The sequence below is a fragment of the Kosakonia sp. PSU_27 genome, from assembly GCF_039409795.1.
Taxonomy (GTDB): Bacteria; Pseudomonadota; Gammaproteobacteria; order Enterobacterales; family Enterobacteriaceae; genus Kosakonia.
The window spans coordinates 574013-595086 of record NZ_JBCIVK010000003.1 but is presented as its reverse complement, the minus strand read 5'-3'; the positions used below and the strand labels follow the sequence as shown (position 1 = coordinate 595086).

General features: G+C 53.3%; 21 protein-coding genes, 2 tRNA genes and 1 pseudogene. 12 read left to right on the top strand and 12 right to left on the bottom strand.

What is annotated here, in order from left to right:
* The first annotated feature begins 88 nt into the window (after nucleotides 1-88).
* From AAIG26_RS09700 to AAIG26_RS09680, 5 genes and pseudogenes are all read left to right on the top strand, one after another.
* Nucleotides 89-826: pseudogene (locus AAIG26_RS09700) on the top strand (TetR/AcrR family transcriptional regulator).
* Nucleotides 823-1800 carry an MDR family oxidoreductase gene (locus AAIG26_RS09695; RefSeq protein WP_044489683.1) on the top strand — a complete coding sequence of 326 codons (978 nt, stop codon included), beginning with the start codon at nucleotides 823-825 and terminating at the stop codon, nucleotides 1798-1800. Before AAIG26_RS09700 ends, AAIG26_RS09695 begins: the two are co-directional and overlap by 4 nt.
* 136 nt (nucleotides 1801-1936) lie before the next feature.
* Nucleotides 1937-3391: an AMP nucleosidase gene (locus AAIG26_RS09690; RefSeq protein WP_020454228.1), complete on the top strand. Its 1455-nt coding sequence runs from the start codon at nucleotides 1937-1939 to the stop codon at nucleotides 3389-3391.
* Nucleotides 3392-3410: 19 nt separating this feature from the next.
* On the top strand, nucleotides 3411-5189 hold the full coding sequence (locus AAIG26_RS09685) for an aminopeptidase P family protein (protein ID WP_343180613.1): 1779 nt from the start codon (nucleotides 3411-3413) through the stop codon (nucleotides 5187-5189).
* Nucleotides 5190-5248: 59 nt separating this feature from the next.
* On the top strand, nucleotides 5249-5380 hold the full coding sequence (locus AAIG26_RS09680; RefSeq protein ID WP_343180611.1) for a hypothetical protein: 132 nt from the start codon (nucleotides 5249-5251) through the stop codon (nucleotides 5378-5380).
* 49 nt (nucleotides 5381-5429) lie between these two features.
* Here the strand turns inward: AAIG26_RS09680 and AAIG26_RS09675 are convergent.
* Together AAIG26_RS09675 and AAIG26_RS09670 are read right to left on the bottom strand one after the other, a co-directional pair.
* Nucleotides 5430-5505: transfer RNA gene (locus tag AAIG26_RS09675), tRNA-Asn, on the bottom strand.
* A gap of 81 nt (nucleotides 5506-5586) precedes the next feature.
* Nucleotides 5587-7002: an EmmdR/YeeO family multidrug/toxin efflux MATE transporter gene (locus tag AAIG26_RS09670; protein WP_343180644.1), complete on the bottom strand. Its 1416-nt coding sequence runs from the start codon at nucleotides 7000-7002 to the stop codon at nucleotides 5587-5589.
* Nucleotides 7003-7227: 225 nt separating this feature from the next.
* Here AAIG26_RS09670 and AAIG26_RS09665 point away from each other — a divergent pair.
* Nucleotides 7228-7303 (top strand) — tRNA-Asn (locus AAIG26_RS09665).
* Between the two features lie 20 nt (nucleotides 7304-7323).
* On the opposite strand, the gene AAIG26_RS09660 is transcribed toward AAIG26_RS09665, so the two are convergent.
* Complete coding sequence (locus AAIG26_RS09660) at nucleotides 7324-7494, bottom strand: hypothetical protein (protein WP_343180610.1); 171 nt, start codon at nucleotides 7492-7494, stop codon at nucleotides 7324-7326.
* 98 nt (nucleotides 7495-7592) lie between these two features.
* On the opposite strand from AAIG26_RS09660, the gene AAIG26_RS09655 reads away from it, so the two are divergent.
* Nucleotides 7593-8771, top strand: coding sequence for a CocE/NonD family hydrolase (locus tag AAIG26_RS09655; protein ID WP_343180609.1), 1179 nt, complete (start codon nucleotides 7593-7595; stop codon nucleotides 8769-8771).
* Nucleotides 8772-8876: 105 nt separating this feature from the next.
* Here the strand turns inward: AAIG26_RS09655 and AAIG26_RS09650 are convergent, their stop codons facing one another.
* Nucleotides 8877-10184, bottom strand: a complete 1308-nt coding sequence (locus tag AAIG26_RS09650) for an MFS transporter (RefSeq protein ID WP_343180608.1) — start codon at nucleotides 10182-10184, stop codon at nucleotides 8877-8879.
* Nucleotides 10174-10434 (bottom strand): hypothetical protein, encoded by a 261-nt coding sequence (locus AAIG26_RS09645; RefSeq protein ID WP_343182133.1) that lies wholly within the window; start codon nucleotides 10432-10434, stop codon nucleotides 10174-10176. The genes AAIG26_RS09650 and AAIG26_RS09645 overlap by 11 nt, the downstream gene beginning before the upstream one ends.
* Nucleotides 10435-10764: 330 nt before the next feature.
* On the opposite strand from AAIG26_RS09645, the gene AAIG26_RS09640 reads away from it, so the two are divergent.
* Nucleotides 10765-11100: a gamma-glutamylcyclotransferase family protein gene (locus tag AAIG26_RS09640; RefSeq protein WP_097405712.1), complete on the top strand. Its 336-nt coding sequence runs from the start codon at nucleotides 10765-10767 to the stop codon at nucleotides 11098-11100.
* A 510-nt stretch (nucleotides 11101-11610) separates the two neighbouring features.
* Nucleotides 11611-12117: a hypothetical protein gene (locus tag AAIG26_RS09635; RefSeq protein WP_343180607.1), complete on the top strand. Its 507-nt coding sequence runs from the start codon at nucleotides 11611-11613 to the stop codon at nucleotides 12115-12117.
* Nucleotides 12118-12214: 97 nt separating this feature from the next.
* On the opposite strand, the gene AAIG26_RS09630 is transcribed toward AAIG26_RS09635, so the two are convergent.
* The 5 genes from AAIG26_RS09630 to ldtA form a co-directional block, all read right to left on the bottom strand.
* Complete coding sequence (locus AAIG26_RS09630; RefSeq protein ID WP_097405711.1) at nucleotides 12215-12460, bottom strand: DUF2543 family protein; 246 nt, start codon at nucleotides 12458-12460, stop codon at nucleotides 12215-12217.
* A gap of 37 nt (nucleotides 12461-12497) precedes the next feature.
* Nucleotides 12498-13037, bottom strand: coding sequence for a DUF2058 domain-containing protein (locus tag AAIG26_RS09625; RefSeq protein WP_044489404.1), 540 nt, complete (start codon nucleotides 13035-13037; stop codon nucleotides 12498-12500).
* Between the two features lie 253 nt (nucleotides 13038-13290).
* Nucleotides 13291-13767 carry a cold shock domain-containing protein gene (locus tag AAIG26_RS09620; protein ID WP_020454238.1) on the bottom strand — a complete coding sequence of 159 codons (477 nt, stop codon included), beginning with the start codon at nucleotides 13765-13767 and terminating at the stop codon, nucleotides 13291-13293.
* Between the two features lie 188 nt (nucleotides 13768-13955).
* On the bottom strand, nucleotides 13956-14981 hold the full coding sequence (locus tag AAIG26_RS09615) for an LLM class flavin-dependent oxidoreductase (protein WP_343180605.1): 1026 nt from the start codon (nucleotides 14979-14981) through the stop codon (nucleotides 13956-13958).
* Between the two features lie 142 nt (nucleotides 14982-15123).
* A complete protein-coding gene (gene ldtA / locus AAIG26_RS09610) occupies nucleotides 15124-16077 on the bottom strand; it encodes a L,D-transpeptidase (RefSeq protein WP_343180603.1) in 954 nt (317 codons plus the stop codon).
* Nucleotides 16078-16276: 199 nt separating this feature from the next.
* On the opposite strand from ldtA, the gene AAIG26_RS09605 reads away from it, so the two are divergent.
* Nucleotides 16277-16636 (top strand): hypothetical protein, encoded by a 360-nt coding sequence (locus AAIG26_RS09605; protein ID WP_020454241.1) that lies wholly within the window; start codon nucleotides 16277-16279, stop codon nucleotides 16634-16636.
* A gap of 1 nt (nucleotide 16637) precedes the next feature.
* Nucleotides 16638-17078: a DUF3828 domain-containing protein gene (locus AAIG26_RS09600; RefSeq protein ID WP_343180602.1), complete on the top strand. Its 441-nt coding sequence runs from the start codon at nucleotides 16638-16640 to the stop codon at nucleotides 17076-17078.
* 233 nt (nucleotides 17079-17311) lie between these two features.
* On the opposite strand, the gene fusA is transcribed toward AAIG26_RS09600, so the two are convergent.
* Entirely contained in the window at nucleotides 17312-19414 is a 2103-nt protein-coding gene (gene fusA / locus AAIG26_RS09595; RefSeq protein WP_343180601.1) for an elongation factor G, read from the bottom strand.
* Between the two features lie 237 nt (nucleotides 19415-19651).
* Between fusA and AAIG26_RS09590 the strand changes: the two genes are divergently transcribed.
* Entirely contained in the window at nucleotides 19652-19963 is a 312-nt protein-coding gene (locus tag AAIG26_RS09590) for a helix-turn-helix domain-containing protein (protein WP_020454244.1), read from the top strand.
* Between the two features lie 38 nt (nucleotides 19964-20001).
* On the opposite strand, the gene cobT is transcribed toward AAIG26_RS09590, so the two are convergent.
* On the bottom strand, nucleotides 20002-21060 hold the full coding sequence (gene cobT / locus AAIG26_RS09585) for a nicotinate-nucleotide--dimethylbenzimidazole phosphoribosyltransferase (RefSeq protein ID WP_044489406.1): 1059 nt from the start codon (nucleotides 21058-21060) through the stop codon (nucleotides 20002-20004).
* Nucleotides 21061-21074: the final 14 nt, after the last annotated feature.

Below are 21074 nucleotides of genomic sequence, written 5' to 3'. Positions count from 1 at the left end.
GCCTCGTGCGGGCTTTTTTGTTTCTTCGCTTGCCTGGAATGGTAAATCGGCGTAGCCTCTGCCGAATTAAAACCGATCGGTCTAAATTATGAATGGCGAAACAGCAGCACGGCAAAAACCCCGCCGCGGACGGCCGCCAAAAGTCGAGCGCGACTTTACCGATACCCGACAGGAGCTGATTCGCTCCGGCCTGGAAGTGCTAACCGAAACCGGCTATCTGTCGGCGGGCATTGATGCGGTGATCAAAAATATCGCGGTTCCTAAAGGCTCGTTTTATCACTGCTTTAAAAGCAAGCAGGAATTTGGCATGGCAGTGCTGGCCGCTTACGGCGACTTTTTCGCACATAAACTGGATAAATTTTTAACCGATACCCAGCGCTCCCCGCTGCAACGCATGGCAGCCTTTGTGCACCACGCGGGCCAGGGAATGGCGAAATACGATTTCCGCCGGGGTTGCCTGGTGGGCAACCTGTTGCAGGAAACGCCACTGTTACCGGAAGCCTTCCCGGCGCGCCTGAAAGCCATCCTCGCCGACTGGGAAACGCGCGTCGCAACGTGTCTCGATGAAGCAAAAGTCTGCGGCGAACTGCCGCCAGATGCCGCGAGCCGCGAACTGGCCAGGGTGTTCTGGTCCGGCTGGGAAGGCGCAGTAATGCGCGCCAAACTGTTCCGCTCCGTCGAGCCGCTGGATCAGTACTGGAAATTTTTCCACCACAGCATAACAACCGCCCCTGCTGTGTGAAGCATGACGGGGGATGGAGCATCTGCACAGGACGGCGAAAACGCCGAAAATACACCTCATCCGACGAGGAAAACGCAGTCATGAAAGCATTAGTTCTGGAACAGAATGAGAATAAAACCCTGGCGGAAGTGAAAGAGGTAGACCTGCCCGCATTGGGCGAAGGCGACGTTCGGGTCGATATTGACTGGTCCAGCCTTAACTACAAAGACGCGCTGGCTATCACCGGTAAAGGCAAAATCATTCGCCAGTTCCCGATGGTGCCAGGCATTGATTTTTGCGGTCGCGTGAGCGAAAGCCGCGATGCGCGCTTTACTCCCGGCCAGGCCGTGATCCTCACCGGCTGGGGCGTGGGCGAAAACCACTGGGGTGGACTTGCCGAGCAGGCCTGCGTAAAAGGGGACTGGCTGGTGGCGCTGCCGGAAAGTTTACGTGCGCGCAATGCGATGATCATTGGCACCGCTGGTTTTACCGCCATGCTGTGCGTCATGGCGCTGCAGGATGCCGGGATTAAACCGCAGGATGGTACCGTGCTGGTCACCGGTGCCAGTGGCGGCGTTGGCAGCACCGCTGTCGTGCTGCTGAAAGCGCTGGGCTACACCGTTGCCGCCGTAACCGGTCGCGAATCTACCCATGATTTTCTGCGTAAGCTGGGCGCCGATGAGATCCTGCCGCGCAGCGATTTTGAACAGACCCGTCCGCTGGAAAAACAGCTGTGGGCCGGTGCAATTGATACGGTTGGCAACCACGTGTTAGCAAAAGTGCTGGCGCAGACGAACTACGGCGGATGCGTTGCCGCATGCGGTCTGGCAGGCGGTTTCGAACTGCCGACCACCGTGATGCCGTTTATTCTGCGAAACGTGCGTTTGCAGGGCGTGGATTCCGTGATGGTGCCAACCGCACAGCGCGGCGCCGTGTGGGAAAATCTCGCACGTACGTTGCCAGAAAGTTACTACCAGCAGGCCGCAACGGAAATTACGCTGGAACAGGCTCCGGCAACCGCTGCCGATTTCCTCAATAATAAAATCCAGGGCCGTACACTGGTGAAAATCAGCGGCTAATCCGCCTTCCGGCGCGCGCTGTCGCGCCGGATTGTTCCCTCATCCGTTTCCTCTGAATCCCGTTGCGCGCTGCTTTCGTTTCACATTCCTGTGACATACTATCGGCTACAGCCGTAGAGCAGATAAGGAGATAAAGATGAATAATAAGGGTGCAACTCTGACCCCGGAACAAGCGCTGGATCAACTTGAAGCGCTGTATGACCGTTCCGTCGAGGCCCTTCGTCAGGCGATCGCTCGCTATATTGACGACGGTCAGCTTCCCGATACCGAAGCCCGCGCACAAGGGTTATTCGTCTATCCGCAGTTATCCGTAAGCTGGAATGGCAGCGCGACGAACCCACCGAAAACCCGCGCCTACGCCCGCTTCACCCATTCGGGCTGTTACACCACCACCATCACCCGCCCTTCGCTGTTTCGTCCCTATTTACTCGAACAATTAACCCTGCTGTGTCAGGACTATGGCGCTCATATCGAGGTGGGGTTATCCGCGCATGAAATCCCGTACCCTTACGTGATTGACGGCTCGGAGCTGACGCTGGACAGGTCAATGAGCGCGGGCTTAACGCGCCATTTTCCCACTACCGAACTGGCGCAGATTGGCGACGAGACCGCCGATGGACTATTCCACCCGACCGAGCTTTACCCGCTTTCCCATTTTGATGCGCGCCGCGTGGATTTCTCGCTGGCGCGACTGCGCCACTACACCGGCACGCCGGTTGAACATTTCCAGCCGTTTGTGTTGTTCACCAACTACACGCGTTATGTCGATGAGTTCGTGCGCTGGGGCTGTAACGAGATCCTCAATCCCGATAGCCCTTACGTCGCCCTCTCCTGCGCGGGCGGTAACTGGATCACTGCCGATACGGAAGCGCCGGAGCAGGCCATTTCTGATCTGGCGTGGAAAAAACACCAGATGCCGGCCTGGCACCTCGTCACCGCTGACGGTCAGGGCATTACGCTGATAAATATTGGCGTTGGCCCGTCGAACGCGAAAACCATTTGCGATCATCTGGCCGTGCTGCGCCCGGATGTCTGGCTGATGATTGGCCACTGCGGCGGGCTGCGTGAAAGCCAGTCGATTGGCGATTACGTACTGGCGCATGCCTACCTGCGCGATGACCACGTGCTCGATGCCGTGCTGCCGCCGGATATTCCGATCCCGAGCATCGCTGAAGTGCAACGTGCGCTATACGACGCGACCAAAGAGGTCAGCGACATGCCGGGTGAGGAGGTTAAACAGCGGCTGCGTACCGGCACGGTGGTCACCACCGACGATCGCAACTGGGAGCTGCGTTATTCCGCTTCCTCCCTACGCTTTAACCTGAGCCGCGCGGTGGCGATAGATATGGAAAGTGCCACCATTGCCGCGCAAGGTTATCGCTTCCGCGTGCCGTATGGCACCCTGCTCTGCGTTTCTGACAAACCGCTGCACGGCGAGATCAAACTTCCCGGCCAGGCCAACCGTTTTTACGAAGGGGCGATTTCCGAGCATTTGCAAATTGGCATCCGCGCCATCGACCTGCTCCGCGCAGAGGGCGATCGCCTGCACTCGCGTAAATTGCGCACCTTTAACGAACCGCCATTCCGATAACAATTAAAAAGGATTAACCATGCAAACCCCGACACCGTTACAAGCGTTACGCGATCGGCTGGTCGCCCTGGAGCTTGACGGCATGATTGTTCCGCGTGCCGATGCGCACCAGAGCGAAGACTGCGCGCCACATGACAATAAACTCCAGTGGCTCACCGGCTTTACCGGTTCTGCCGGGCTGTCGCTGGTGCTGCGCGACAAAGCGCTGCTGTTTGTGGATGGTCGCTACCAGGTACAGGTGCGTAGCGAAGTCGATCTCCATGATTTTGCGATCCACCATTTGCACAACGAACCGCTGGATCAGTGGTTAAACGCTTCATTGCCTGCGGGTAGCCGCATCGGCTTTGAGCCGCTGCTGATGGTCAACAGCCAGTTCCAGGCGCTGAACGCCACGCACTGTGAACTGGTGGCACTGGACAGCGATCCGTTCGACGTCATCTGGACCGATCGCCCGGCGGCACCGTGTGGCGCGATCCGTGAAATGCCGCTGGCGATAAGCGGTGAAAGCAGTGCCGATAAACGCGCGCGCATCGCGCGGGTGCTGGCGGAAAAAGGGGCGGATTACCTGGCGATTACACTGCCGGATAATATCGCCTGGCTGCTGAATATTCGCGGTTCGGACATTGCGATGAACCCGGTGGCGCACTCCTTCGCCCTGCTCAGCCGCGAAGGTGCCGTCGAATGGTTTGTCAATCCGCAGAAAACCGCCGGTTTATCTGCGCAGCTCACCTCCACGCTGACGCTGCATGATGTCGGGGATTTCCTGCCGCGTTGCCAACAGATCGCTGCCGGAAAACGCATCCTGCTCGACGGTGATTTCGCGCCGGTGGCGCTGCGTTTCGCTATTGAACAGCAGGGGGGCGAAGTGCTGTGGAGCGCCGATCCTATTACCTTTATCAAAGCGCATAAAAATGCGACCGAACTGGCAGGCTACCGCGAAAGCCACCAGCAGGATGGCGTGGCGTGGGTCAATTTCCTCGCCTGGCTGGCGCGCGAAGTGCCCGCCCGGGAAGCGGCGGGTAACCCGGTAACCGAACTGGAAGCGCAGCAAAAACAGCTGGCATTCCGCCAGCGGCAACCCGGCTTTATTGAACAGAGTTTCAGCACCATTTCAGCCTCTGCCAGCAATGCGGCGATGTGCCATTACCACAGCAGCGAAAAAACAAATAAAGCCATCACCAGCGCCAATTTCTATTTGAATGATTCCGGCGGCCAGTACCAAAACGGCACCACTGACGCGACGCGTACCCTGTCGTTTGGCGCACTCAATGCTCAGCAACGGCTGCACTACACCGCCGTGCTGAAAGGCTTTTTATCGATGTTCACCCTGCAATTTCCTGCAGGTACGCACGGCCACCAACTGGATGCGTTTGCCCGCCGCGCGCTGTGGGATTTAGGGCTGGATTTCGATCACGGCACCGGTCATGGCGTTGGTCATCAGTTGCTGATCCATGAGCAGCCGCAACGCATTGCGAAAAAGGTCAACCCCTGGCCGCTGTCGGCGGGCAACATTATGACTATTGAGCCGGGTTACTATTTAGCGGACAACTACGGCATTCGTATCGAAAACCAGGTGGAAGTGGTGGAAAGCCAGCCGGGATTCTGCCGCTTTGCTTCGCTGACGCTTATTCCCATCGATTTAAGCCAGGTGGAATGGAGCCTGTTGAGCGAACAGGAGCAGCAGTGGCTGGATGATTATCACCAGCAGGTGCGCGACACCCTGTCGCCACTGGTTGATGACGATGCCCGCGCGTGGCTTGATGCAGCCACTGCACCACTGCGGGTGCAGGCAAGCTAAGCGCTCGTATCATTCACAAACCCGCTGCGGCGGGTTTTATTTTACTCCGTGCAGGCATAATGGCTTTTCAGCGCTTCTTTACCAGCGTATCGACGCCCGAACTGACCATGTCGATAGCCTTTGTCATCGCGATGCATTGCTGCTTCAACGAGAAATTCCCGCAGGGAAAAACGCTAAGTTGCGGGATGTGAGAACGCAGAAAAGCAAAAAGCCTGCTTAAAAGCAGGCTTTTTTTAAATCTGGCTCCTCTGACTGGACTCGAACCAGTGACATACGGATTAACAGTCCGCCGTTCTACCGACTGAACTACAGAGGAATCGTGTGAACGGGGCGAATATTAGCGATGCCCCATGCCCTTGTCAAAGCCTGATTTTCACATTTTGGCGCGTTTGCCGAATTATTCTCCATTCTGTGCAGAAATGGCGCTTTTTTGCGGCTTCGGGTACTTCCATAGCCAGCATCCGCTGACCATACGCCAGTAAAACAGCGCGCCGCGCACCGCCCAGTCAAGGAACATGCCGAGCCAGACCCCAACCACGCCCATACCGAGCATAATCCCGAGGGTATAACCGGCGACGACGCGACAACCCCACATTCCAAGCATGGACACCCACATGGCGAAACGGGCGTCGCGCGCGCCTTTCAGCCCGGCGGGTAGCACCCAGGATGCCGCCCAGATGGGCATAAACGCCGCGTTAAGCCAGAGAAGCACTTTAACCACCTCTTTTACATCCTCTTCCTGGGTGTAAAACGAGGCGAAAAGGCCGGCAAACGGCGCGGTTCCCCAGGCAAGCACCGTCAGTAACAGCGTCGAGAGCCAGAATACATGCCGCAACTGGCGCTCAGCCTGGCTTATCTGTCCTTTGCCCAGTCGTTTACCGGTAATAATTGTGGAGGCGGAACCCAGCGCGTTGCCCGGCAAGTTAATTAGCGCCGCAACGGAGAAAGCAATAAAGTTACCGGCGATAACGTTGGTGCCCATACCGGCAACGAACATTTGCGTCAGCAGCTTGCCGCCGTTAAACAGCACCGATTCGATACTGGCGGGGATGCCGATACCCATCACTTCCCAGATAATGCTGAAGTTGAGCTTTTCGAAGTAACTTTTTAGCGGAATACGCAGCGCCGGGTTAAAGCCAATCATCAGTACCCAGATAATCGCCACCGCGCCAATATAGCGGGAAATGGTCAGCCCCAGCCCTGCCCCGGCGAATCCCATCCCTTTCCAGCCGAAGAGACCGTAGATCAGCACGCTGCTGATAAGAATATTGAGGATATTCATGCCGCCGTTAATCAGCAGCGGGATTTTGGTATTGCCCGCGCCGCGCAGCGCACCGCTGCCAATCAGCGCAATGGCCGCAGCCGGGTAGCTGAGAACCGTCAGTTCAAGGTAGGTCAGCGCCAGCGCCTTGACCTCCGCCGTTGCCGCCCCGGCGATAAAATCGATAATTTCCGTACCGTAGTAGTGGATCACCGCCGCCAGCACAATCGAAAACAGCGTCATGATCACCAGCGACTGGCGCGTCGCCGCCCTCGCCCGCTCGCCATCCAGCTTACCGAGGCTGAAGGCCACCACCACCGTGGTTCCCAGGTCGATTGCCGCGAAAAATGACATCACCACCATGTTAAAACTATCGGCAAGACCTACCCCCGCCATCGCCTCTTTGCCCAGCCAGCTTACGAGGAAGGTGCTGAGCACGCCCATCATCAGGACGCAGGTGTTTTCGAGGAAGATAGGTACGGCAAGGGGGGTGATTTCTCGCCAGAATAAAACACGGTAGCTTTTACGCTTTCTGTACCACGGCGTGCGCATGACAGCCTGGCGAAGAGGAGTAACGACGTTCAAATTGGTCCTTAGCCGCAAAAGGTGAAATCACATTTCAAATGATGGGGGAGAAACCGTGATCCTGCAAAGCATTTCCACAGAAATCGATGATAATGAACTCAAATTGTCGATGGATTCGGCAGTCAGCGCACCCTGCGAGAAATGAGGTTTGACAAAAGATTTTTCGCCGCTAAGATAAGCCTCCACAACGATTCCTCTGTAGTTCAGTCGGTAGAACGGCGGACTGTTAATCCGTATGTCACTGGTTCGAGTCCAGTCAGAGGAGCCAGATTCAAAAAAAGCCTGCTTTCAAGCAGGCTTTTTGCTTTTTATCGCTCCGATAAACATAGCGATAAGTTTTTCCCCTTCAGAAACCGCCCTTTCCGCTTCTTGAGCATCAAGCTGAACCTGTAACGTAATCCATTGAAAATGTTTGCTTACCTTAATGCTATGCTCACGGCTTGCAGAAAGTACCGACATGCGTGATCAATACCGCGCGACAGGAAATAGAAAAACAAGTGACCAGCTCTCCAGTCACGCCGCGCCTTTTAAGGCCAAACATTTCAGGGTTAACCACCATGCGCAACCGTTTTACGACTCGTCCGGCAAAACGCCTTTTCGCCACCGCCCTCCTTCTTTTTACTGTTGCAGGCCATGCAGATGTTGTAGGGCAAGTCCCGGAATACCAACAGATTGACGGGTTGATAAGAGAGCCGCTTTTGCTGGCGGTCACCTTAGATAATGGTCAGCCAGCCGTGCTGGATTCCTTTGTGACACGCATGGACAGCCAAACGCCTTTGCCCGTGGTGTTAATCACTAATGGAACCGTTGGCACTGCTGAATTTGATCGCTGGATAATCAACCCGAACCGTTATGCCTCAGCGGCTATCGCTTTTGCGCGCCACGGTTATGCGGCGGTGGTGGTCCTGCGCCAGGGTTACGGGCAATCAAGCGGTGCGGCGGAGTATGCCGATGGTTCCTGCGCGCAACCTTTACATCTGCGGGCCGGGGAGCAGGATACCCGTAACCTGCTCGCGGCCCTCGATGCCGTGCGCCACCAGCCGTGGGCCGCAGCCGATAACGCGATCCTGGCCGGGATGTCCGCAGGCGGTTTTGCGGTGCTTGCTACTGGCGCGGCTAATCCACCTGGCGTTAAGGCAGTGATCAATTTCGACGGCGGAAGGGGCGCGATTGACGGGAAATCACTCTGCGATAAAGCCGGTCTGCTGCAAGCCTATGCACGTTACGGGAAGACAGCGCAAATCCCGTCCCTGTGGCTGTATGCGAAAAATGATAAATCCTTCCCGCCGTCGATGGGCAAAGAGATGTTCGATGCCTATCAGCAGGGAAGCCACACTGCGCAATTCATCACGATGCCTGCCTTCGGTAATAACGGCCATGTCTTTATGGATTCAGCGCCGGAAAGTTTCTGGTGGCAGACGGTGGCCACATTTCTAAAACAGCAGCATTTACCGACCAGCGAAGCTGTGCCTCTGCCCGAAACGCACCTGCCTGCACCGCCCGCGCTCAATGCCGCCGGGAAAAAGGCGTTCTCAGAATATGCAGCAACACAACGCTATGAAAAAGCCTTTGCCACGGACGAGGACGGCGACTGGGGCGCGGCGTACTGGAGCAGAAACAGCCATGAAGCCGCTGAAACGGCGCTAAGCATCTGTCAACAGGAGCAGCGTCCGGGCGCGGGCAACTGTACGGTGTACGCCATTAATAACCGTCTCGTAACCGCAAACACGCCTTAGCCCCCGCAGAAACCAGTCACAGAGAAAACACACTCAGCATGGTTGCCAGAATGGCAACCATGCAAAGTCTGGTCATAACGTCAAAGCGCTTCTATTGGATATCATTCATGTATCCTGTTTACGTTGCCGAGGTTTATAAAATGCGGCCGGATAGGTTTTTTCGTAATACCCTTTCATTTCAACTTCATCAAGTGAAAGTGCCCGACGCAAATGAAACGAACATAAAATAACGGGAGCAATTAGCACCACAACGGCACCGGAAATAACGGTAAACGGAACCACGCCTAATAAACTGATATACCAGCCAGCAATGGCCACACCAAAAGGGTTGGCCAGGCTGGATAAAAATCCTGCCATGGCGCTCATTCTCGTTCGGTAATTACGGGGAGTTGCCGTTGAGCGCAGCGTACTGAGGTTGACGTTAATAAAAATAAACGCCATACCGCAAAAGAACGCCAGCAAAATAGACATATAGATATTTCCCATCAGGACAATTGCCATGACGCTGCTGCCCAACAGGACAAAGCCAAATAAAACATTCTTGAGCCGTCCCGCCCACGCTCTTACAAAAGCGTTTATATAAAGACTACTGGCAATGAGCCCCAGAGCAAATGAGAATTCAAACGCGCCAAGATAGGTGGCGGGAAGCTTTAATTCAGTGCTGATCCAGTAGGGTATCGTCACAGAAAAGAAAGGGAACATCGTTAAGTTAATAACAGAGGAGATCAGTGCAATATGAAGCTCAGATTTAACATGGTAAATCGCTTTAAATGCTCCCTTAGTTTTATAAAACCAGCTCTCCTTTTCGCCAGTTGAAACAGTGTCCACATCATATTTAAACCATAAAATAATGAATGCGATGCAAGATGATGCATAAACCAGCGCAGAAATATACAACGCAACACCAGCGGAAAAAAGTGAAATAAGCGAGGCCGCAATCACCGGCCCTATCAACATAATAAGGGAATTAATGGTCGAGCGGTGCGATATAGCTTGCGTCACTTCCCCTTCTGCAACGAGATCGGGAATAAACCCCATAATCGTCGGTTCACGCACAGATGAGATAGCGCTCATCACGACCAGCCCTGAGGTAATAGCCACCAAATTGAAATACCCCAGATAACTTGCCAGGCAGAATAATGTGATGATCCCTGAAACAGCGAACTGACAGACGATGATAAATTTAATGCGATTGAAGCGATCGCCAAATGACGCCAGAAACGGTTTAAGGTAAATTTCTGCCGCCACGGATATCGCAACGAGTGAAGAAAAAGTGGCCGCCGAGTGCGTAACTTGCAGGCACCACCAGGCGATGGCCAGGCGGAAAATATGCCCCGACACCGTGCCCAGCGATGCGCCGGTTTGCAATAAGAAAAAACGGGGTTCGGAAGGCATAAACGCATCAACTTTCATAGTGCTCATCCCATTCGCGCCAATTTTGCTTTTCGCTTTGTATCAGCCCCATCATCCCCGCCGGTAAGATTAACAACGTGGGTAAAACCACGATCCCTGAGATACAGGATAGTGCGTTTGCCGGGGCTTTCGGATTTGCAGTAACAACTATCAGTTGATCCTGAAGGAGTTCTGCGATGCATGCAGGCAACGCCCGCAGTGGTATGTGCATACTGCCGATGGAAATACCATTCCGCTCAACCGGTTCCATGGCATCTTATTAAAACAGGCCATCATGTCGTATTTTCAGCGAAACCACTGATTGAAATTGATGCTTTCAGTCTCGCCTGACTCATCACCGGCAGGTTTGATAACTGCCCGACCGCATGTTTTGAGCCGCAATAATGAAGACCGGTTGCTCAGTGAATCATAAATCATGGAGTTATCAGTAAGTACATTCTCAATGCCGGTAATAACCCTGAGCACATCCCCGGGATGTTACAACCACTTACCCGATTCCAGCCAGTTGCGAACTACAGTGCTTAAACGTATGTTGGTGATCATTCTGCTGGTTATTCATTGCGTTAGATAATGAGGAAAAATGGAATCACTGTTTGTTTACGGGACGCTTCGCCCCGGTCATTCGAATGCACATATTCTGGAAAATATCGGTGGAGAGTGGCTGCCTGGTTACGTTACGGGAACATTTTATGAATTTGGCTGGGGGGCCGCCGCCGAATTCCCCGGCATTGTGCTGGATAAAGACGGTTCCCGGGTTGATGGTTACCTGTTTGTATCCGCTCATCTCGCGGCGCACTGGACGATGCTGGACGAATTCGAAGAGGGCTACGATCGTGTTCGGGTGGATGTGACCACGCTCGACGGCAAGCATGTGACGGCATGGATTTATCAACTGCAACCGCAGGAAAAAGCATAGTATCGCTGTGATTAACAGCCTTCATCGCAAAATGCCTCATGTCAGAGGCAAGTCTGCGAAACCTTTCTGTTGAACCAGGCTCCTCTTTTGCGGGGCTTGTGCCTCGCTAACCGTTAAGCCACAAAACGCTGGCGGTTTGCAAAATACCGGAACCTGTTCGAAGCAAATCCAACACCGGCCATACCGCTTCTCGCAGGCCACCCCACGTCAGTAGCCCCATCGTTATTAACCATGTTGAGTTGAACTCACAGCAGACCGCACAATTATTCGTTTTTCAAACCGCACACTATCAATGATACTCATCGCGTAAGCCTGGCAGCGCGCTGCTATTTAAATATGAAACAGGATCTGCGTGACGTTTTAAAAACGTTCATTTAACGCATCTGTCATATACTGGCAGGCCATGCGTTATTTTCGACACGGGATTTATTAACCGTGATACAAAGCTGCCAGCACTATTTTCAGTATCGCCAGTTAATCCCGCACAATGAAATTCATAAGGCACATTAAATGACTTTAGAAATTTTAAATTATTTAATTGAAATTGCATCAAATAGCACCCAACCTTCTTCTGAAGCCCAGCGGAAGACGCATTATGATCACAGCCCGCCTGATGAGCTATCCACCTTTATTGTGGCACTCTCGTCAGAAAAAATGAATAGCGATATTTTGTCAAGAATGAAATATCGCTTACAGCTACTTTCAACTGCACAAAGAGATCATAAAAAAGCAGAAGAATTGTTATTAGCTAACATATCATCTGATAAAGAAGCATTCCCGTTAATTGATTTTACAGACTGGCCAATTGTCCGTTACGCCGTTTCAGGAGAATTACAAACTGCGGAATCAGAAGAGTATTTCAACACTGTTTCTACGGCGGCGGCGACAATACGTTCCGCGATTGTTGATGGCGAACGCGCTAAAGGGGCTCCAACATTTTCTACTCTTGAAAAAGTCCTGGCGCTGAACAGCGCGTTACCCGAACGGTACAAAGCGATGGCAAATATCCTCTACTGATGTTTTGCACGTTCGGGGATGTTTGCGATGTCCGCTTCCGGCGGCGAGCGGACATAAAAAATGCACTTTCGCGCTTTTGAAAATCACGGCAACAGAACTACTCGTTGCCCCACTGATTCAGAAACGTCGCAATCTCGTCAATACGCAGCGCGTCAATACCCGCTTCATTGGCCATTTCCTGCTGCGCCTCTTCACTGATTTCTTCGTTATTCATCAAACGGGTGATCAGTAGCTGGAAATAGTGCGCCAGCGCATCGCGTTCTGATTCTTTTACCGTTTTTTCGGTTTCCGTCGAATACTCATCAACGATGTCATAAAATTTAAGCGGTATTTCGTTACTCATACATTCCCCCGGAGGTTGAAATTGTTTGCAATGGTTATTACCACATCAAATCATCGGGCACTTTAAAATCAGCGTACGGATCATCTTCATCTTGATCTTCCTGGCTAAGCGCGCTGTTTAACACAATACTGTTCGCATCCCGCTGAGCGATTTTATCGGCTACGATTGCGGGAATAATCGCATATTCACTCTCATCCTTGCCATCAACAACCAGACGAGCAATGGCGAGACGACCGCTAATCAATTGTGCCTGCGTATTTTTATCCACCACTATTTTTTTAATTAACTTATTATCTGTGAAATTAAAATCAATATTGCCTTTGGCAATAGTGATCCTGTTCATTTCAATAAGTTGCTTAACCTGCGCTTTATATTCTTTGGATAACGCCGCTTGTTTTTGTTGCTCGCTTAATTGCTTATCGCGCTCAAGCTGTGCTTTTTTATTCTCTTCCACGGCTTCTCTTGCCTCACGCGCCTGAACGCGTGATTTTTTGGCAGTGCGCTGGACTTTAGCCATTTTCTTGCTGGTTACTAATCCCGCTTTGAGCATCTGCTCTTGTAAAGTGAGTTTTGTCATTTTCGTCTGTAAACCGGTTGAACATTGGGTCGGATTATAGCTGTAATTGCTGCGAAGAGACCAGATTGAGGAATCGGCTTATTACCCGCGAAGCGCAAACATTGCGCTCGCCATTCCACACTCGCACGGGGCGAAAGCATTGCTCTGGCGGGACGGATTGAACAGAAAAACGGGAACCACAGCGAACAGTAAATGATGCCGAAACGCGGTTTAGAAAAACGCCGGTTTCGGCAGCAAACCAATCTGGATGTTTTTAGACGTTAAGCAGCTTAACCGTCGCATCCACGTCTATCTCGTCTTCGGAGAAAATCAGGGTCGTTCCCTGAAAAGTGGTGATTGCCAGTTTTTTTAGCGAACGCATTTCGCCAGGCTTAGTCGCGGATTTCGGCCGGATACTTCCCATCAGCGCGCCAACGGAGAGCACGGCATTGTCTTTATCGATGCGGGTATCGACAGGAACTTCTTCGCTGTATACCAGATAAGATTTGATCGACGTGAGCTTAATTCGTTCACCTGCGATATAGATGTATTTGCTTTCCGGGACAACTTTCACCGCATAAGCAGACAACCCTTTGTTGTTTGTCGTGGGTTCGAACGTTACCGCCGCATCTTTTTTAATCAACTCTGGGTTGGCGACCTTAATCACATGAAAGTAACGGTTTTCGCCGTTTTCATCTTTGATAAATCCAAAACCTTTATCTTTAAACCAGGTTGTGATCTTTCCGTTCATCGCCTTACCACCTACTTAATCGTTCATTTGCTCTGTTTTTTGCAGCGCGCAGTGTAAAGCACAATGCCTGCGCCGACTACGTCTTTGGCTCAAGTGTCGGTGATAAATTTCTGTACTGCAAAACGAAATGCGGCGCTTTACAAAGCGCCGCACGAAGAGAAAGTTATGCTTTCAACTGCAGTTTCACATCAATCACGCCAGCCCATCCCCGGCGCGACATGCTTGAGAATCGACTCAATCACGTGCGCATTATAATCCACGCCTAATTGATTCGGCACGGTCAGCAGTAGCGTATCTGCTTCGGCAATGGCCTCATCTTTTTTCAGCTGCTCGATCAATTTATCCGGTTCTGCGGCGTAGCTGCGGCCAAAAACAGCGCGGGTTTTCTCATCAAGAAAGCCGATTTTATCGCTGTCATCACGGCTGCCACCAAAGTAAGCCCGATCACGATCGTCCATGAGCGCGAAGATACTGCGACTAACGGAGACGCGCGGCGTGCGTGAGTGCCCTGCTGCTTTCCAGGCTTCACGGTAGGCCCGAATCTGCTGCGCCTGCTGGATATGGAACGGTTCGCCGGTTTCATCATCTTTCAGCGTGGAGCTTTGCAGGTTCATCCCCAGTTTTGCCGCCCAAACCGCTGTCGCGTTTGAGCCTGCGCCCCACCAGATACGTTCGCGCAAACCTTCAGACCAGGGTTCCGGGCGCAGCAAGCCTGGTGGGTTCGGGAACATCGGCTGCGGGTTCGGTTTGGCAAACCCTTCGCCGCGCAGCACATCCAGAAACGTTTCCGTATGATGGCGCGCCATATCCGCATCGGTTTCGCCTTCCGCCGGCTGATAGCCAAAATAGCGCCAGCCATCAATAACCTGTTCCGGTGAGCCCCGGCTGATACCCAACTGCAAACGACCGCCGGAAATCAAATCCGCCGCGCCGGCATCTTCCGCCATATACAACGGGTTTTCATAGCGCATATCAATAACGCCGGTGCCAATCTCTATTTTGTGGGTTTTGGCGCCAATAGCGGCCAGTAACGGGAAAGGTGAGCTGAGCTGACGGGCAAAGTGATGCACACGGAAATACGCGCCGTCCGCACCAAGTTCTTCAGCGGCAACCGCCAGATCGATGGATTGCAGCAGCGTATCAGCCGCCGAACGCGTCGCAGATTGCGGCGAAAGTGTCCAGTGACCAAATGACAAAAATCCGATCTTCTTCATGGCGTCGTTGTCCTTCTGTTCAGAGAGGTAATCAGCAGACGGGGGAATTTCCCGTCCAGGATTGCCCTTACTCTACGCACTCCATAAGAAGAATAAATACCGATTGTTTAACCTTAAGATTCAAATTTATTGATAAACCATTCTATAGCGGTTGTTTATCTATCGGATGATTCACCGCAGGCGCACTAATATTTACCGGCATACCGGAACGGCGCTCCAGTTCCTGGCTTGCGCGGTTCGCATCGATGCCTTCGTCTTTCATTAGCGCATGTAGCACCGGAGTGGCAGGCAGCGGCACTTTATTGCTGGACTCAAACTCAGCGCGATTGCGAGATAGCGGTTCGTGAACTTCCACCCAACTGCTGCCATCCGGCTCGGTGGTGATTTTGACCGGCTGGTCGATAATCTGTACCCGTGTTCCCACAGGCACATTGTCGAAGAGGTATTTAATGTCATTGCTGCGTAAACGGATACAGCCCTGACTGACGCGCAACCCAATGCCAAAATTAGCGTTCGTGCCGTGAATAGCGTACAGCTTTCCAATATAAATAGCATAAAGCCCCATCGGGTTATCCGGCCCGGCAGGCACAAACGCAGGTAAGGTTTTTCCCTCTTTCTCGTACGCTTTCCGCGTATTCGCCGTAGGTGTCCAGGTCGGCCCTTCCTGCTTGCGTTCCACCGCAGTCACCCAGTTGCGCGGCGTTTCGCGTCCGGCCTGGCCGATGCCAATCGGTAAGATCTCGACCGTATTCGACTCTTTGGGGTAATAGTAGAGGCGCATTTCCGCAACGTTAATCACAATGCCTTCGCGAACGGTCGCAGGCAGGATCACCTGCTGCGGAATAACCAGCTGTGAACCGGCTTTCGGTAAAAAGGGATCGGCATCCGGGTTGGCTTCGAGCATATTACTCAGCCCCTGTCCGTATTTCGCGGCAAACGCTTCCAGCGGGAAGGTGTTGTCATGAGGAATGGTGATGGTTAACGGGCTGCCCACCAGACGGCTGCCTTCCGGCGGTAGCGGATAGCTCACAGCCTGGGCAGGAGCTACCGCCAGCAATAACAACGAAGAGAAAAGCAGAGTGACGCGACGCAACATAACCTTTCCTCAGACGAAACGGATATCTGCTAATCATAGTTTGCTTCTGTGGTTCTGCCTGTCACAACCGGGCAGTCTGTTTAGTAAAAAATCATCTCCCGCTCGCGCTTCGTTTAAGACTATTCCGACATAACGAAATATTCATATCTTTGAAAATTACAACCGCGTTTACAAAAACTTGCATTTGGGAAAGGGAATTATGTGGGATAAAAATGCCGCAGTTGAGTATGCGCGCAAACACGCGCACGCGGGGAGTCTTCATAAATGCGCTTTCGCCGTCAGGAAAGCGATTGAAGCGGGAGGTATTATCGGTGTTCGCGCAAATTATGCCAAAGATCTAGGTGCCAGCCTGCTTCATGCCGGCTTTTATGAAATCACTGGCCAACCGCAAACTGGCGATGTAGCTGTCATTCAGGGTATCCCGGAGAGCGTTCCCGGTCATACCTGTATTTTTGATGGTAAGGTGTGGATCAGCGATTTTGTTCAACATTCGGGTATGTATCCCGGTGCCGCTTACAGAAAGCATAACCCGGCATTCAAAATTTACAGGCATGATTAATATGAAAAAACTTTCGCTATTATTGCTGTTGATATCAACAGCGACTTGGGCCGAACACTCCCCAATTGATATTGCACAGCAGCAGGCCCTTACATTTAACAAATGGTATATCGCGCAGGTTGTTGAGGATAAATCTCCACCGCTGGACGGGCATGAAATCGATAAATATGTCACCGCAAGCACGCTGAAAAAGCTACGTCACACGGCAAAAACAGATGAAGCCGCGTATGGAGGGGATTTTTTCATCGGCACGCAGGATTTTGATGACGACTGGCCAGGCAATGTGAATGTATTGCAGACCCTTGTTGACCCTGTCTGTACTAACGTGTTTGTTGCCTTCGGTAAAGACAAAAAACATGTTGTCGTGGATTGCATGGTTAAAGAAGCGGGTACCTGGAAAATCCAGTCCGTCACAGGGACAGATATTATTGCTGCTCAGTAAACAACGCTTTCCGGGTTCTTTGTTGCTGAAATAGCGGATGACAAAGAAAACACGCTCCAGCAAGCGTATTGAAAGCCCTAATCATCTTTTTTGCCTGCTTTGAAGGATTAACGTCCCGAAAGAATAAGGCTGAGTCACACCTGCCACCGACTATCTTCAGAGGTGATGAGCTGGCGCTCAGTTTGCAAGAAAAAACCCCGCCGAGGCGGGGTTTTTGTTTTAACACTTTCAGGTTAGCCTTTGCTACGGCTGGCGATGATATCGTCCGCCACGTTGCGCGGCGCTTCCGCATAGTGGTGAAACTCCATGCTGTAGGTCGCGCGGCCTTGCGACATGGATCGCAGCGTGGTGGAGTAGCCGAACATTTCGGCCAGCGGCACATCGGCGCGGATAATCTGGCTACCGAAACGCTCTTCCATGCCCTGCACCATCCCGCGACGGGAAGAGAGATCGCCCATGATGTTTCCTGCGTACTCTTCCGGTGTTTCCACTTCCACATGCATAATCGGCTCAAGGATTGCCGGATCGGCTTTGCGCGCGCCCTCTTTAAAGCCAAAGATCGCCGCCATGCGGAAGGCCATTTCCGAGGAGTCGACATCGTGATAGGAACCGAATGTCAGGGTTGCCTTCACATCGACCACCGGGTAACCCGCCAGCACGCCGTTGTTCATGGCTTCGCGCAGGCCTTTTTCCACGGAAGGAATATACTCGCGCGGCACCACGCCGCCTTTGGTGGCGTCTTCAAATACAAAGCCGCTACCCGGCTCCAGCGGTTCAAGCGTCAGAACCACATGACCATACTGACCTTTACCGCCGGACTGGCGCACAAATTTACCTTCGATATCCCTCACGGTTTTACGCAAGGTTTCGCGGTATGTGACCTGCGGGCGACCGATATTCGCCTCCACGCCAAACTCACGTTTCATGCGGTCAACAATAATTTCCAGATGCAACTCGCCCATCCCGGAAATAATCGTCTGTCCGGATTCCTCGTCAGTATGCAGGCGGAATGACGGATCTTCCGACGCCAGCCGTTGCAAGGCGATGCCCATTTTCTCCTGATCCGCTTTGGTTTTCGGCTCAATAGCGAGCGAAATCACCGGCTCAGGAAACTCCATGCGCTCCAGCGTGATCACTTTATCCGGGTCGCTTAACGTGTCACCGGTGGTGACATCTTTCAGGCCGACGCAGGCGGCAATATCACCGGCGCGCAGCTCATCCACTTCGTGGCGATCATTGGCATGCATCTGCACGATACGTCCGATACGCTCTTTCTTGCCTTTCACCGGGTTGTAAACTGCATCCCCTTTTTTCAGCACGCCGGAATAGACGCGGATAAAGGTAAGCTGGCCAACATACGGGTCGGTCATCAGTTTAAACGCCAGCGCCGAGAACGGTTCGTCGTCATTCGCATGGCGCTCTGCCGGTTGGCCTTTTTCATCCACGCCCTGAATAGCAGGGATATCCAGCGGCGACGGCATCAGTTCCACCACCGCGTCGAGCATGCGCTGGACGCCTTTATTTTTAAAGGCGCTGCCGCACAGCATCGGCTGAATTTCCCCGGAAACCGTGCGTTTGCGCAGGCCGGCAATAATTTCCGCTTCGTCGAGCGAGCCGGTTTCCAGATATTTATCCATCAGCTCGTCACTGGCTTCCGCCGCCGCGGAGATCATCTTCTCACGCCACTCCAGCGCGGTTGCCATGAGATCATCCGGCACCGGGCCATAGCTGAAAGTCATGCCCTGCGTCGCGTCATCCCAGATGATTTCGCGCATTTTGATCAAATCCACCACGCCGGTGAAATGCTCTTCTGCGCCGATAGGGATCACAATCGGCACCGGGTTGGCTTTCAGGCGGTCGATCATCATCTGCACCACGCGGAAAAAATCCGCGCCGGGTCTGTCCATCTTGTTGACGAACGCGAGACGCGGCACGTGGTATTTATTAGCCTGACGCCACACGGTTTCCGACTGCGGCTGCACGCCACCCACGGAGTCATACACCATTACCGCGCCGTCGAGCACACGCATGGAACGTTCCACTTCAATGGTGAAATCCACGTGCCCGGGGGTGTCGATAATATTAATGCGGTGCGGCTCAAAACCTCTGTCCATACCAGGCCAGAAGCAGCTTACCGCCGCAGACGTAATGGTAATGCCGCGCTCTTGCTCCTGCGCCATCCAGTCGGTTGTTGCCGCGCCATCGTGTACTTCACCCAGTTTGTGGCTCATCCCGGTGTAAAACAGAATGCGCTCAGTAGTGGTTGTTTTACCGGCATCGATATGCGCGGAGATACCGATGTTACGATAACGTTCGAGGGGGATGGGTCGGGGCATGATGCGTCCTTAGTCATTTGACTGTTAGTTCGCGACCGGAATTGGCCGCTATTCATTCACGGCATCTATAATAGTACAACTGTACGAGTATATTCGAACTATTTTTGCTATTCTTACGATTGGTTGAGCCGCGATTGACCTCGTGGCTTTCGCAAAGCAGTTTGCGTATAGTACCGGCCCAGCCGCCGATACGGGCTGCTGCTTTTCCAGCACAGCCACCGCCGACACAGGAAGATTATGATCGCTAACCACCCCGAACGTGAGCAATTTCGCCTTGAAAATGTGCTCTTTGCCCTTGGCAATCCCCTGCGCCTGGCGATGATCAAGCGGCTTGCCGACGGCAGCGAATTAAGTTGTAACGCTCTGCGACCGGAAGATGTGGCGAAATCCACGATGACGCACCACTGGCGCGTCCTGCGCGATAGCGGCGTGGTCTGGCAGCGTCCGCAGGGTCGGGAAAATATGATCTCCCTGCGCCGCGAAGATCTCGACGCCTGCTATCCGGGTTTGCTGGATACGCTGTTGCAGGCAATGCAAAAAGAGGGGTAATGCCGGGCAAGTCAAAACTCCCCCGGCAACGGACATCGTTATTTCGTCTCCGGCAGCACGATATTGCTCGCTGCCAGCGTACCCATATGGTTGTAGATCGCGCAGGCCGCATCAACCAGTTGCATCGCCAGCGCCGCCCCGCTCCCTTCGCCTAAACGCATGCCCATATTGAGATACGGTTCCAGCCCTAAATGTTCCAGCGCCAGGCGCGCCCCTTTTTCCGCCGACAGATGAGAAGGGATCAGATACGGTTTTACCTGTGGCGCCATGCGGCACGCCGCCAGCGCCGACGCGTAAGAAAGGAAACCGTCCAGCACCACCGGCAGACCACAAGACGCCGCGCCAAGCATCACGCCGGTCATTCCCAGCAGATCGTATCCCCCCACTTTTGCCAGCACCTCAAGGCCATCGGCGGGGTTGGGCTGGTTGACGGCAATTGCTTTACGCACCACCTGCGCTTTATGCCCGAGCAGGTTTTCCGGCAAATTTGCGCCAATGCCAACCACATGTTCAGGTTCTTCGCCGGTCAGCACGCTGACAATCGCCGCCGCTGGTGTGGTGTTGGCCATGCCGAGTTCACCGACGCCAAAGAGCTTCACGCCTTGCGCCGCCAGCTCTCGGGTGTAGCGCATCGTTTCCAGCAGCAATGCTTCAGCTTGCTGCGGGCTCATTGCCGGGCCGGTGGCGATATTGCCGCTGCCGCGCGCGACTTTCATATTCACCAGGCCGGGGATCGGATCGGCATCAATGCCAACATCCAGCACATGTACTTTTGCACCGGCCTGCGCGGCCAGTACGCAAACGCCCGTCGTCGCCTGCGTCATGTTCGCCGCCTGAATCGCAGTGACAACCTGCGGTGATACCGCCACGCCCTCATGCCAGACACCATGATCGGCGCACAGCACCACAATGGCTTTCTCACCGCTACGTGGCGTGCCGTTTAACCCCGGCATTCCCGCAAGTTGTACCGCTAATGCTTCCAGTCGCCCGAGGCTGCCAACCGGCTTCAGTAAACCATCCAGGTGGCGCTGTGCCTGCGCCATTGCTACGTCATTGGGGGTCGGGATACTTGCCAGTAGTGTCGTCAATGTCTGCATGTTGTTTCTCGTTA

Excerpts from the sequence above, each read along its gene's own strand:
- AAIG26_RS09695 (WP_044489683.1), top strand. The coding sequence starts at position 823 with ATGAAAGCATTAGTTCTGGAACAGAATGAGAATAAAACCCTGGCGGAA.
- AAIG26_RS09690 (WP_020454228.1), top strand. The coding sequence starts at position 1,937 with ATGAATAATAAGGGTGCAACTCTGACCCCGGAACAAGCGCTGGATCAA.
- AAIG26_RS09685 (WP_343180613.1), top strand. The coding sequence starts at position 3,411 with ATGCAAACCCCGACACCGTTACAAGCGTTACGCGATCGGCTGGTCGCC.
- AAIG26_RS09680 (WP_343180611.1), top strand. The coding sequence starts at position 5,249 with ATGGCTTTTCAGCGCTTCTTTACCAGCGTATCGACGCCCGAACTGACC.
- AAIG26_RS09670 (WP_343180644.1), bottom strand. The coding sequence starts at position 7,002 with ATGCGCACGCCGTGGTACAGAAAGCGTAAAAGCTACCGTGTTTTATTC.
- AAIG26_RS09660 (WP_343180610.1), bottom strand. The coding sequence starts at position 7,494 with ATGTCGGTACTTTCTGCAAGCCGTGAGCATAGCATTAAGGTAAGCAAA.
- AAIG26_RS09655 (WP_343180609.1), top strand. The coding sequence starts at position 7,593 with ATGCGCAACCGTTTTACGACTCGTCCGGCAAAACGCCTTTTCGCCACC.
- AAIG26_RS09650 (WP_343180608.1), bottom strand. The coding sequence starts at position 10,184 with ATGAAAGTTGATGCGTTTATGCCTTCCGAACCCCGTTTTTTCTTATTG.
- AAIG26_RS09645 (WP_343182133.1), bottom strand. The coding sequence starts at position 10,434 with ATGGAACCGGTTGAGCGGAATGGTATTTCCATCGGCAGTATGCACATA.
- AAIG26_RS09640 (WP_097405712.1), top strand. The coding sequence starts at position 10,765 with ATGGAATCACTGTTTGTTTACGGGACGCTTCGCCCCGGTCATTCGAAT.
- AAIG26_RS09635 (WP_343180607.1), top strand. The coding sequence starts at position 11,611 with ATGACTTTAGAAATTTTAAATTATTTAATTGAAATTGCATCAAATAGC.
- AAIG26_RS09630 (WP_097405711.1), bottom strand. The coding sequence starts at position 12,460 with ATGAGTAACGAAATACCGCTTAAATTTTATGACATCGTTGATGAGTAT.
- AAIG26_RS09625 (WP_044489404.1), bottom strand. The coding sequence starts at position 13,037 with ATGACAAAACTCACTTTACAAGAGCAGATGCTCAAAGCGGGATTAGTA.
- AAIG26_RS09620 (WP_020454238.1), bottom strand. The coding sequence starts at position 13,767 with ATGAACGGAAAGATCACAACCTGGTTTAAAGATAAAGGTTTTGGATTT.
- AAIG26_RS09615 (WP_343180605.1), bottom strand. The coding sequence starts at position 14,981 with ATGAAGAAGATCGGATTTTTGTCATTTGGTCACTGGACACTTTCGCCG.
- ldtA (WP_343180603.1), bottom strand. The coding sequence starts at position 16,077 with ATGTTGCGTCGCGTCACTCTGCTTTTCTCTTCGTTGTTATTGCTGGCG.
- AAIG26_RS09605 (WP_020454241.1), top strand. The coding sequence starts at position 16,277 with ATGTGGGATAAAAATGCCGCAGTTGAGTATGCGCGCAAACACGCGCAC.
- AAIG26_RS09600 (WP_343180602.1), top strand. The coding sequence starts at position 16,638 with ATGAAAAAACTTTCGCTATTATTGCTGTTGATATCAACAGCGACTTGG.
- fusA (WP_343180601.1), bottom strand. The coding sequence starts at position 19,414 with ATGCCCCGACCCATCCCCCTCGAACGTTATCGTAACATCGGTATCTCC.
- AAIG26_RS09590 (WP_020454244.1), top strand. The coding sequence starts at position 19,652 with ATGATCGCTAACCACCCCGAACGTGAGCAATTTCGCCTTGAAAATGTG.
- cobT (WP_044489406.1), bottom strand. The coding sequence starts at position 21,060 with ATGCAGACATTGACGACACTACTGGCAAGTATCCCGACCCCCAATGAC.